The following is a 12,233-nucleotide window of genomic DNA, read 5'->3' on the forward strand; positions in this document are numbered from 1 at the left end:
TCTTGCAGACATCTGGTTGTAATGCCGAATACTGACTTTTGTATATCGAAAAATTCAAAGATTATGTATTTACGCACGTATTATCCCACCGTTGTCCTCTCGGATATTCATCTGGGGACCCAGCACTCCAAAACTGAGGAGGTAACCCGTTTTCTTAAATCAATCAATTGCGACCGTTTGATATTGAATGGAGATATCATTGACGGATGGCATTTACAAAAAAGTGGTTTAAGCAAGTGGAAAGCGAAGCATACGGATTTCTTCAAAGTGATAATGAAGATGATGGAAAATTTCGGTACGCAGGTTATCTATGTCCGTGGTAATCATGACGATTTTCTTGATAATCTGGCACCGTTGAACTTTTATAATATACAGATTGTTAAAGACTGCATTTATGAAAGTCATGGCAGGCGCTACTATGTGACGCACGGAGATATTTTTGATACAGTGACTACCCGTATGAAGTGGCTTGCAAAGTTGGGGGATACCGGATACACGTTTTTGCTTTGGCTCAACAAGGTATACAATGCCCGGAGAATGAAGCAGGGGAAACCCTATTATTCGCTTTCCCAGTCTATCAAGAATAAAGTGAAATCGGCCGTTTCTTATGTTTCTGATTTTGAAAAGGAGTTGGTGACGTTGGCAAGGGCCAGAAAATGTGATGGAGTCATTTGCGGGCACATTCATCATCCTGCCAATACATATTATGATGATATTCATTATCTGAATTCCGGTGATTGGGTAGAGACGCTTTCGGCTTTGACGGAAGACGAGGATGGAAACTGGAGCGTGCGTTATTTTGATAGTATGTCGATGCCTGACAGAGAGTTGAAAGAAAAAGAAACCGAACAAATAACAATAGCCTCATGAAATATTTATTTATTGTCCAGGGGGAAGGGAGAGGGCATTTGACCCAAGCGCTGACGCTTGAAGAGATATTACGGCGTAATGGGCACGAAGTGGTGGAAGTACTCGTTGGCAAGAGTTCGTCGCGTACTTTGCCGGGATTCTTTAACCGTAATATACAAGCGCCGGTGAAGCGTTTTCTTAGTCCGAACTTCATGCCTGCACCAGATAACAAACGGGCTGATTTAAAAAAGAGTTTTGTCTATAATCTCATACATTTACCGGAATATTTCCGGAGTATGTGTTATATAAACCAACGGATCAGGGAGACAGGGGCGGAAGTTGTGATCAACTTCTACGAACTTTTAACCGGCCTTACCTATGCATTCTTCCGTCCCTCCGTTCCGTATATATGTATCGGCCATCAATATTTGTTTTTGCATCGTGAGTTTGAATTTCCGAAAAAGAGCTCGGTACAATTGTTTTTGCTTCGCTTTTTTACCCGGATGACAAGTTTGAAAGCAGAAAAACGGTTGGCCTTGTCTTTTCGTAAGATGGCCCAAGATCCGGTGAATAATATTGTGGTCGTTCCTCCTTTACTCAGGCAGGAAGTGGCGGCTATCCGTCCGGAAACGGGACATTATATCCATGGCTATATGGTGAATTCCGGATTTTCGGACAGCGTGGAGGCTTTTCATACAACTCATCCTGAAATATCCTTGCATTTCTTTTGGGATAAAGCTGATGTTGAAGAGGAGATGCATGTAGATGAAACACTGAGTTTTCATCGGATCGATGATGTGAAGTTTCTTAATTACATGGCAGGGTGTAGTGCCTATGCCAGTACGGCCGGTTTTGAGTCTATCTGTGAAGCCATGTACTTAGGTAAGCCGGTATTGATGGTGCCTGCCCATATCGAACAGGACTGCAATGCACATGACGCAGTTCGCTCCGGTGCGGGAATTATGAGCGACTCGTTCGAATTGGAATCGTTACTCCGGTTTTCGGAAACCTATTGCCCTAATCGGGAATTTATCTACTGGGCGCGTAGTAGCGAACGCCACATCATTGATGAATTGGAAAAGTTAGCAGATCATCAATCAATAGTAAATATACCTACATTAACAAATTATTTGCCGATATGAAATTAAAAAGAACGGACTATATATTAGAACGTACCTCTGACGGAGGTTATTATGCTTGGCTTGTCGTGAATATACAATGTAATGCGTATGGAGACTCTCCTGAGGAAGCTGTGGAAAATTTGCAGCAGACAATGGAAGAATTTCTGGATGAAATGTATTTGGTAGAAGAGTTTATTTAGTGATTAACGGTTTAGTGGTTAGTGATTGGTGATTAGTGTCATACGGCATATAGCGCAGTCACTAATCACCAATCGCTGAACCGCTAATCACTGATATCCATTTCTTTTATGATATGTGAAGCTCCTGCATATTTTTCGATGATAAAGAGTGTATAGCGAATGTCTACACAGGCTGCACGTTGAGAAGAAGGGCGGAAGGCGATATCACCGGTAAGACCTTCATAGTTACGGTCGAAACCGGTACCTATCAATTGTCCTTTTCCATTGAATACCGGACTACCGGAATTTCCTCCTGTATTATCTGTATCTACAATAAAGCAAACCGGCATTTCGCCATTTTTCATGGCATAGCGGCCGTAGTCTTTTGCTTCGTATAGCTGTTTCAGTTTGGCAGGTACGACAAATTCCCAGTTGTCGGGGTCTTCTTTCTCCATGGCACCTTTCAAGGTCGTGTAGTATTGGTATACGGCTCCATCGGCCGGTTCGTATGAGGCCACTTTGCCATAGGTTAATCTCAGTGTGGAGTTTGCATCCGGATAAATCGGGATACCGGCTTCTTTACGCATGTCCATCATTCCTTTCACCCAAATCTTATGGGCGGCATCATAGTTTTTATTGGCGTCATGCATGGCTAATGCTGTTTGCATCAATCCGTCTGTGATGGAATATTTAAAGAGAATCATCCAATCCTTATCCATCTTATTCAAGCTTGGCTTTTTAAGGAATTTCTCGAAATTCTCTTTATTTCCAAAAATAGAATATTTGAAACAGGCATCTATAAACGCATCGCTGTTTCCTTTGAAGCGGGTGTCTATCACTTTGAATATGCCAATGCGCTGATCTTTCGGTATATAACCCATGTAAGTTTTCAGCATCTGTTTTCCTACCAACTTTTCCACTTCCGGGAAGGGCACGGAAGCAAAATACTTCTCACCCTTTTCTTTTAAGTCATCAAGGGCCTTTTGGATTTTTTCCTTGTCTTTTTTCTCCAGTGCCGCAGTCAATGCCGTAGTAGATGGTATTTTCATGAAATCCAACGCAGTAACCAGTGCTTCGTTGATAGCTTGCTGGTGGTACATTGCATCTCTGCGGTGGGCTACGATAGAGCGTATTTCATCGAATGCTTTTTGGTAAGAGTCATCTCCTTTTTCACGCCCGCATGCCAAAAGTTGCTCTTGTTGGGCACGCTTGGTATCCAACACTTTCAGACGGACCAAACCTTCATTCATACCGATTGCATTTTTCCAGTAATTGGCGGAAGAGGCATATTTGCTGGCATAGTGAATACGTACGGCCGGATCTTTCAGCATTTGTTCCATTAATACCTCTTGACGTGCGCCGCGAACATGATGACGCATGAAGTTGGTGGTCTGCATACGTTCTTCCACTTCATCGGAAATCATATAGCGCCAGTTACGTCCCGGGAATCCCATAACAAAGGTAAAGTCACCTTCCTGTATACCTGCAAGACTGATTGTCAGGTGTTTTTTTACTTTCAAGGGGATGTTCTCTTTCGAATACTCTGAAGGGTTACCGTCTTTATCGGCATAGATACGGAACAGAGAAAAATCTCCTGTATGACGAGGCCACATCCAGTTGTCTGTATCAGCACCGAATTTGCCTATTGAAGAAGGAGGTGCTCCTACCATACGGATATCGCTATACACTGTTTTTACGAAAAGATAATAACGATTGCCGCCATAGAAAGCCTTTAACTCTAATTTGGTTGCCGGGGTTACTTCAATGTTTTCTGCTTTGGCAAAACGTTTGGCTACTTTCTCCAGATATTTGGGAGAGAGATAATTGGTCCCATCCGGATCTTCATCTGTTTTTAACTGTTCATTTACATAAGGGGTAACGTCTAAAATACGGTCGATAAAGGTGACAGTCAATCCTTTGCACGGCAATTCTTCATTCCTGTTCATTGCCCAGAATCCATTTGTCAGGTAATCATGCTCTACACTGCTGTGTTGCTGGATAGCTCCATAGCCGCAATGATGATTAGTCAATACCAGACCTTCTGCCGAAATAACTTCACCGGTACAACCGCCGCCAAAGTGTACAACTGCATCCTTGAGGGCAATTCCGTTGGGGCTATATACTTCTTCAATCGGTATTTCCAGTCCTAATTCTCTCATGACGGCGGCATTCTGTGCCTGTAAATCGGTCAACATCCACATACCTTCATCGGCACGGGCTGTGAAGACTGCAAGAGAAAGGACGGCTATTAATAATTGTTTTTTCATCAATAATAACGGTTTCACATATTGAATAATTATTCTACAATGGTCATTTCGTTAATCAAATGTCCGCAACCACCCAGTTTCTCGAGGATAAAGAGCACATAACGAATATCCAGGTTGATACAACGCTGCAGGTCATTATCGAAATTGATATCTCCACTCAACGACTCCCAGTTGCCATCAAATGCACAACCGATCAGCTCACCGTTTTCGTTCAATACCGGGCTTCCTGAATTACCTCCGGTAATGTCATTAGTGGACAGGAAGCAAACCGGCATGTCACCGTTAGGCATGGCATATCTTCCGAAGTCCTTTTTCTCGATTAATTCTTTTAATTTGGCAGGTACGTTGAATTCCCGGTTTTCGGGGTCTTCTTTTTCAATGATACCGTCCGTTGTCGTATAGAATTTATAGAACACACCGTCTCTCGGGCTGTATGGTTTTACATTCCCGTATGTCAGACGGATGGTAAAGTTTGCATCGGGATAAGAGGGAACAGGAAGTTTCATCTCCTCCAAACCACGGATATAGGTTTTATGCAAAGAAGCCAATTTTTCGTTTTCCGCTTTGAGTGCAGAACTGAGTGACATCAGGCTTTCATATTTTGCACGCGAATATTGAGTAGCCAAGTCTTTTTTGATGGCTTTTACAGTCGGTTTTTTGATGAATTTATCAAAATTGGCCTGATTAGCCATGATAGACGAATCGTACATTGCGTCGATGAACTTATTGTAATCTCCTTTATATTCTTTTTCAATCGTACTGTAGAAAGCCGGACGCTGTTCTGCAGGAATCATTTCAGCATAAAGCGGGAACAGAACTTTGGCTACTTTACGGTCTACTTCATGGTCATAATCCTTATTGTGTATACTGGCAAAAACGTTTTCCAATACTTTGATGTTGGCATTGACTGCCGAATCATTCTTCTCTTCCAATGCTTTTTCCAGTTTCTCCATGATTTGGTAAGGACTGCCGAACTCAATGGCGGAGAAGAATGATTCTGTCAGGCAAGTGGCCTGATATACAAGAGGAGCAGTGATGGCTACCGCATCATCTATCTCTTTTACTACATTCATGTAAGCCGGATTGTTTTTCTCTTTGGCAAACTTAGCGAAACGTTCTTCCTGCGCTTCTTTTGTTCCCAATACATCATTGTCGATGATGGCTTTGTTCATGCCGATAGAGTTCTTCCAGTAGTTGGAGGAGCCTGCGTATTTGTTGGCGTATTGGATACGTGTTTTGTCGCTGGCGTTCATTACTTCTTTCAACACGTTGAGACGGGCTGTACGTATCCGTATGCGCGGTTCGTTGGTTGAGTTCATTCGTTCTTTTACTTCCGATACGGTAAGGTAACGGCTGGTACTTCCCGGGAACCCCATAATCATGGCATAGTCTCCTTCTTTCAGCCCTTTGAGAGAGATGGCAAGATGTTTTTTGGTTTTTAACGGTACATTACTTGCGCTATACTCGGCCGGTTCACCATTTGCATCGGCATAAATGCGGAACATGGAGAAATCGCCGGTGTGGCGTGGCCACATCCAGTTATCCGTTTCACCACCGAATTTACCGACAGATGAGGGAGGAGCAGCTACCATGCGTACGTCCGGATACACTTTCTTGTAAAACATGTAGAATTTATTGCCTGCATAGAAAGGCAGAGCTTGAGGCACGATTCCCGGTTTGCCGTTCAGATCGCTTTTTTCACAAAGCTCTTTTGCCAACTTATTGAGGAAAGCTGTTGTAAATGATTGAGCTTCTGTGATTTCTTTTGATTCTATTTTTTGATTTACCAGATCGGTAATGTCCTCGATCCGTTCGATAAATGTGAATTTTAAGCCCGGAGTAGGTAATTCTTTGTCTCTTGAAGTAGCCCAAAAGCCATCTGTCAGGTAATCATGTTCTACCGAGCTATGTTGTTGGATAGAGGCATATCCGCAATGATGATTTGTCAGAATAAGGCCTTCCGGAGAGATAATCTCTCCTGTACAGCCTCCGCCAAAGATACCTACTGCATCTTTTAGGGATATCCCGTTTGGATTGTAAAGGTCGTTTGCTTCCAGTTTCAATCCTTGTTTTTTCATCATGTCGATGGAATTTTGTTGTTGCATTAATTGTAACAACCACATTCCTTCATCCGCTTTAGCGGAACCAACAACCAGCGTCATAAGCGCCAGTCCCCAAAGTTTTAGTTTATTCATCTTTTTAATTTATGATTTATAATTGATTTACAATCTATTTACGACTTATGATTTATAATAATTCTCCCTTCTCCATTTTCCCCTCTCCCTTTTTCAGTGCCTCCATTATATTTGCCGGCGGGCGTTGGTTCATCAGTTCTTTTTTCATGAAGTCCATATAAGGGGCTACGTGCTTAAAGAATTGATAATAACCTTTGCATAAGTAATTCAATCCGGATTCTCCGTTGGAAGTTCGGATAAAGCGGTTTTTAGGACATTCTCCATTACATGCAAATAAGAATTCGCACTCTTTACATTGTGTTGGCAGAGAATTTTGTTTCATTTGTCCGAAAGCATTTTGCTTTTCGCTATACATCATTTCTACCAGAGTTTTATTGTAGATGTTGCCTAATTTATATTCCGGAAATACAAAATGATCACAGGAATATACATCCCCGTTAAACTCCATGACACCGGCATGACCACAGTTTTTAGCCATAGAGCACACTCCCGGCTGCTCACCGACCCAGTTGGCGAGTGTAGAGTCGAATAACTGTATGTAGTAATTGCCTACATCTTCTTTCACCCATTCGTCAAACAAAGTACAAAGAAAGTTTCCCCATTGTTCCGGAGTGACTGAGAAATCAGCGAGCTTTCCTTCTTCCTGTTCGGCAAGTGAAGCCAGTTGACGTCCGTCGGCATGTTCGAAAATACGTTCTACGATAGGGGCAAATTGTATATAGTGACAATCGAGTTCTTTGAAAAAATGATAAAAATCTAATGGATAATCGGCATTATAATCGTTGACTACCGCCATTGCATTCCATTGTACATCATGTTTCTTGAGTAGATTGATACCCTGCATTACTTTTACGAAAGAAGGTTTTCCTTGTTTATTCTTCCGGTATTCGTCATGAAATTCTTGTGGCCCGTCGATAGACACGCCTACCAGCCAATTGTTTTCGCGAAAGAATTCACACCATTCATCCGTCAGCATTGTGCCGTTGGTTTGTATGCAATTGTCAATAGTGCGTCCCCGGCTGTATTTCTTTTGCAGTTCCATCGCTTTTTTATAGAAAGAAAGCGGGCGCATCAATGTCTCTCCACCATGCCATGTGAAGAGTATTTGTGGCATTGTTTGCGAGTTAATGTATTGCTCTATGAATTTTTCAAGGAGTTCCTCGCTCATTACATGTTTCGGATTTTCTTTGTATAATTTGGATTTTTCTAAATAGTAACAATAATCGCATGCAAGATTGCATACAGCTCCGACAGGTTTTAGCATCACGTAGAGCGGTTTGGCAAAGGGGGCATAAGTTGACATTCTATCTCTCTGTTTACGAATTATAAATTATGAATCATGAGGCTTTTCTATTGACTATTTGTCAAGTCATAGTCTGCAAATTTAGGTAAACTAAATGAAAATACATACCAAAAACAGATGTTTATAAGGATTATTAAAGAAAAGAGTCTTACAAATTTTAAATATTGATAAAATGTTTCATTCAAATCTGAATCCGTTGTACCTTTGCAGTATGAAAATCTATAAACAGATACGTGTGAATAAGTTTTTGCCTTTATTGTTTTTCCTCGTGATCTTTACTTCCTGTAGCCGTAAGTATAAGATTGAGGGGGTATCATCGGTGAGTAGCCTTGACGGTAGAATGCTGTTTATAAAAACATTGGAGGACGGAAAGTGGGTGAAAATAGACTCAGCGGAGGTAATTCATGGCTTGTTTACGATGAAAGGTGTGGTAGATTCCATCATGATGGCTACTCTTTATATGGATAATGAGGCTATTATGCCTTTGGTAATTGAAAAGGGTAATATCAAAATAACGATTGCTAATACCGAATTGTCGGCAGAAGGTACCCCGCTCAATGAAGCTCTTTATGATTTCATCGATAAGAAAAATGCGATGGACATAAAGATTGAAGAACTTGAACGTAAAGAGGCGCGTATGGTGATGGAGGGAGCGGACTTGGCTGATATCCATGAACAGTTGACTAAAGAAGGAGAAGCGTTGGTCGATGATATGAATCGGTATGTGAAAAAGTTTATTTCCGATAATTATGAAACTGTCTTAGGACCGAGCGTCTTTATGATGTTGTGTAGCAATCTTCCTTATCCAATAATGACTCCTCAGATAGAAGATATAATGAAAGATGCTCCTTATTCCTTTAGAATGAATAAAATGGTGAAAGAGTTCATTTCTAAGGCGAAGGAAAATATGCAGCTTATTGAAGAACATCAACGTTTAGAACAAAACGCCTCTGTCGGTAACTGAGTTAGGAGTTTTTTGCGTATTTTTGTGCAAAACTCGAATAGACTATGTTACGACAATATGCTTTTAATCTTATACTCCTGTTTATATTACCATTGTGGGTAATTTCGTGTCAGAAAACTCCGGATTTTGTTGTGCAGACTCTCTCTTCTGCAGAAAATTGTATGGAGGCACATCCGGATAGTGCTCTCAATCTATTAAAACGTATTCCAAATCCTGAAAGCTTGCATGGCAAGGCACAGGCTGACTATAGTTTGTTGATGACACAGGCTATGGATAAGAATTACATAAAGCCGGAGTCCGATTCTTTAATTTCAATAGCTGTAGGATACTATGGCTCTCTTGATGATCAATGGGTTGCGAAAGGAAAGTCATTCTTTTATTATGGAAGGGTAATGAAAGAACTTAATCGCCCGGAGGATGCTATGAGGTACTATTTAAAAGCGAAAAGTATATTCGACGGAAGTAAGGAGTATAGGATGTTAGGGCTTATTTCGGAGGAAATAGGTACTCTAAACTGGAGTCAGTATTTAACAGATGAAGCTTTGTTGAATTATCAGGATGCTTTAAGGTATTATACAATGATTAATGATGTGCTGGGAATGAGTTATTCATCAAGAAATATTGCTCGTTATTATTTATCATGTGATAATAAGATTGATAGTGCATATGTTTACTATCAACGTGCATTAACCATAGCTCATGATAATAATTGTAACTCTGAATTAACTATTTTACAGGAACTTGGTGTTTTATATCGTTTGAAGAAAGATTATAAAAAAAGCGAATATTATTTGTTAAAAGCTTTGGAATTAGCAAAAGAAGATTCTTTGTCTTCCGGAATTTATTTGTCATTAGGTTATACTTACTTGTTGATGGGTAATATGACTGTAGCTGAAGATTATTTGGATAAATCTACAAGGGGCGTAAATATCTATACACAGGCTGATGCTTACAAATTGCTTTTTAAATTAGAAAAACAGAAGAATGCCCCTTGGGTGGCTTTAGAATATAAGGAGAGGTCTGATTCAATATTTAAAATAATTCAAAAGAAAGAAATAAAAGAAGCTGTTGCCGATTTGCAAAAAAAATATGAAAATGAAAAATTACAAAAAGAAAATCTTCAGTTGAAAATAAAAAATCAAAGCATATTACTTCTTTGTTTTGTTTTGCTTTTTCTGATATTATTATGTTTACTTTATGTTTATTATAGGCATCAACATAATAAAAAACGGATACAAGAAATAGAACAGCAAATAAACTTTAACAAGGAAGAAATAGCTCTTTATCAAGAAGAACTGGTTAATTATCAATTATTACAGAGTGAGTCCGAGGATTATAGAAGTAAAATAGGTGAGTTGAATGGTAAGGTTTTGCTTTTGCAAAGTCAAAATAGAACGTTAGTGGAACGTTTGAATTCATTAGGTGGTGATATCGGTAGCTCTTGTTCGCCAGTGGATGGTAAGTATATATCTATATTTCGTATGTTGCTTTCTTTAAAATCCGGTTCTTTTAAAGGAAAGTTATCTCATAGTGATTGGGATCATCTGTTTGATTTATTTAATTTTTTATATTTAGGTATTGTTATTCGTTTACAGGAAGAATATCCTCAATTAACAAAACATGATCTTGAAATTTTTTGTTTGTTGAAGTTTGGTTTTACAAATGATGCATTGAAGAAAGTCTTTCTTACTACTTCTGATTCTATAACAAAGGCTAAAGGGCGATTGAAAAAAAGGTTGAATGTGGCTCCTCAAGAAGATTTGGATCATTTTATACGAAATTACTAAGAAAATATATTTTCAATTGTCCGGGTGATTTTTTTACTTAAGATCTTAAATATCTGATTTGTAGTTTGTTGTGGGTTGATTGCATTGCTTGATTTGTCCGGGTCATTTTTTTGCTTTTCTCATAATGACACCGTACATTTGGGGAAACAAAAAACAATATAATTTATGAAATCACGTTTGTTTGTATTATTGACGGCATTGTTTATGGTAGGCAATGTTTTTGCCGGTACTCCTCTTGAGGATGATTTAGTGTTAATGGGAGAATTTTCTCAAGCTGGTACTCGTTCTGTAAAACCAGAACTCCCGATTTCTGCAACTTTCGAAGGAAATGTCCTGTATGTTGAATTTACTACTCCTGTAGGTAATGTTGATATTGCAATAAAAGATGCGACCCAGAATGTAGTATATACATCTTCTATGGATGTAACTGCTTTTGGACAACAAGTTGCCATTTCCGTGGAAAATTATCAAGCCGGTACTTATATAATAGAATTTAGAAACTCAAAAGATGGTTATGTTTATGGCGAATTTACATTAATGTAATTCATCATTATGAGGAAAATTCTATTTTCTGCTTGTTGTAACACATATACACAGCAAAAAGCCTGTGAAGGTTTGATAAGGCTGTTGAAAGATGGACGTTATCAAGTGGATATGGCAGGAAGCGTCGTAAGAGAGAGATGGAGTTTATATGATCTTGCTTTTGCTTTTAATAAGAGAGGTTATGAGAGAATACAGACGTTACATCCTGCCATTCCTATTATTTATTCCATCTTGGCAGATGATTATGAGGAAGAGTTTATAGGAGGTGCTACTCTATATGAGCATTTACTGTTGATTGCACCCCAAAAAACTCATTTTTGCGGTGACTGTGTTACAGACCTGCTTTTTCCTTTCGTTGAAGAGACGGATGCTTATCTTAAATATCCGTATTCCAAACCCTCTATTCTGGTTGGAGCTGGTAATGGACGTTCGGCATTAAGAACATTCATCGTCTTAAATACTTTAACCCAATATAAGATTAACATCATTTATTCGGGTGAACAGGAACTTTATGAAGTAGGTTATGCGTCTCATGTGACCGTACGTGAAGAGTTTGAATTGGACACTATGATCCAAAACGCCAGTCTTGTTATCGGTAGTAAATATGTAGCGTTACAAGGAGCTTTACATAAAAAGCCCGTTATCATTATTGGTGATTATGGGTCGGGTGGCATATTAACACAGGATAATGTGGTAGACCAATATCACAATTATTTTGCTGGTAAAATTGGTGGAGAACTGGATGAATATTTTTCTCTTGATCAGTTTCAGAAAGAGATAAAATCTGCTTTAAAACTCTCTTCACGTGAATTAGAAACTATATCCGATAAGTTGAGAAAAGAAATGTCGGAGAATAATAAAAAAATATGGGATATAGTTTCATCTTATTCTATAATGCGAGATTCTTAAATCCTTCTGGTTTTCTAAATTACATAATGGGATTTTTTTAATACACACGATTGATTGAGTGGTTGGGAAGTGCGGGAGCATATCCCAGCCCTATTTTTTTATAAATAATTGGATAC

10 protein-coding genes are annotated in these 12,233 nt (G+C 39.3%); 7 read left to right on the top strand and 3 right to left on the bottom strand.

Annotation, left to right across the window (positions count from 1 at the left end; genetic code table 11):
* The first annotated feature begins 63 nt into the window (after positions 1-63).
* Genes RB604_RS12035 through RB604_RS12045 form a run of 3 tightly spaced genes read left to right on the top strand, consistent with a single transcriptional unit; the run spans position 64 to position 2,170 of the window.
* Entirely contained in the window at positions 64-870 is an 807-nt protein-coding gene (locus RB604_RS12035; protein WP_005923819.1) for a UDP-2,3-diacylglucosamine diphosphatase, read from the top strand.
* A complete protein-coding gene (locus RB604_RS12040) occupies positions 867-1,991 on the top strand; it encodes a glycosyltransferase family protein (protein WP_055295492.1) in 1,125 nt (374 codons plus the stop codon). The genes RB604_RS12035 and RB604_RS12040 overlap by 4 nt, the downstream gene beginning before the upstream one ends.
* Positions 1,988-2,170, top strand: a complete 183-nt coding sequence (locus RB604_RS12045; protein WP_005923813.1) for a type II toxin-antitoxin system HicB family antitoxin — start codon at positions 1,988-1,990, stop codon at positions 2,168-2,170. Before RB604_RS12040 ends, RB604_RS12045 begins: the two co-directional genes overlap by 4 nt.
* 83 nt (positions 2,171-2,253) lie before the next feature.
* Here RB604_RS12045 and RB604_RS12050 read toward each other — a convergent pair whose 3' ends face one another.
* From RB604_RS12050 to RB604_RS12060, 3 genes are read right to left on the bottom strand one after another with little or no spacing between them, the layout of a single operon-like run.
* Positions 2,254-4,416 carry a S46 family peptidase gene (locus RB604_RS12050; protein ID WP_055295495.1) on the bottom strand — a complete coding sequence of 721 codons (2,163 nt, stop codon included), beginning with the start codon at positions 4,414-4,416 and terminating at the stop codon, positions 2,254-2,256.
* Positions 4,417-4,445: 29 nt separating this feature from the next.
* Complete coding sequence (locus RB604_RS12055; protein ID WP_005923807.1) at positions 4,446-6,611, bottom strand: S46 family peptidase; 2,166 nt, start codon at positions 6,609-6,611, stop codon at positions 4,446-4,448.
* Between the two features lie 52 nt (positions 6,612-6,663).
* On the bottom strand, positions 6,664-7,914 hold the full coding sequence (locus RB604_RS12060; protein ID WP_005923804.1) for an anaerobic sulfatase-maturation protein: 1,251 nt from the start codon (positions 7,912-7,914) through the stop codon (positions 6,664-6,666).
* Positions 7,915-8,149: 235 nt separating this feature from the next.
* Between RB604_RS12060 and RB604_RS12065 the strand changes: the two genes are divergently transcribed.
* The 4 genes from RB604_RS12065 (at position 8,150) to RB604_RS12080 (ending at position 12,117) form a co-directional block, all read left to right on the top strand.
* The gene (locus RB604_RS12065; RefSeq protein ID WP_025819163.1) at positions 8,150-8,878 is read left to right on the top strand and encodes a DUF4369 domain-containing protein; all 729 of its coding nucleotides are present in this window, start codon (positions 8,150-8,152) and stop codon (positions 8,876-8,878) included.
* 44 nt (positions 8,879-8,922) lie between these two features.
* Positions 8,923-10,665 carry a tetratricopeptide repeat protein gene (locus RB604_RS12070; protein WP_055295498.1) on the top strand — a complete coding sequence of 581 codons (1,743 nt, stop codon included), beginning with the start codon at positions 8,923-8,925 and terminating at the stop codon, positions 10,663-10,665.
* Between the two features lie 165 nt (positions 10,666-10,830).
* Positions 10,831-11,208: a DUF3244 domain-containing protein gene (locus RB604_RS12075; protein WP_021936164.1), complete on the top strand. Its 378-nt coding sequence runs from the start codon at positions 10,831-10,833 to the stop codon at positions 11,206-11,208.
* 9 nt (positions 11,209-11,217) lie between these two features.
* Entirely contained in the window at positions 11,218-12,117 is a 900-nt protein-coding gene (locus RB604_RS12080; protein ID WP_005923792.1) for a hypothetical protein, read from the top strand.
* The last annotated feature ends 116 nt before the right edge of the window (positions 12,118-12,233 follow it).

This window comes from Bacteroides salyersiae (assembly GCF_031172035.1).
GTDB lineage: Bacteria > Bacteroidota > Bacteroidia > Bacteroidales > Bacteroidaceae > Bacteroides > Bacteroides salyersiae.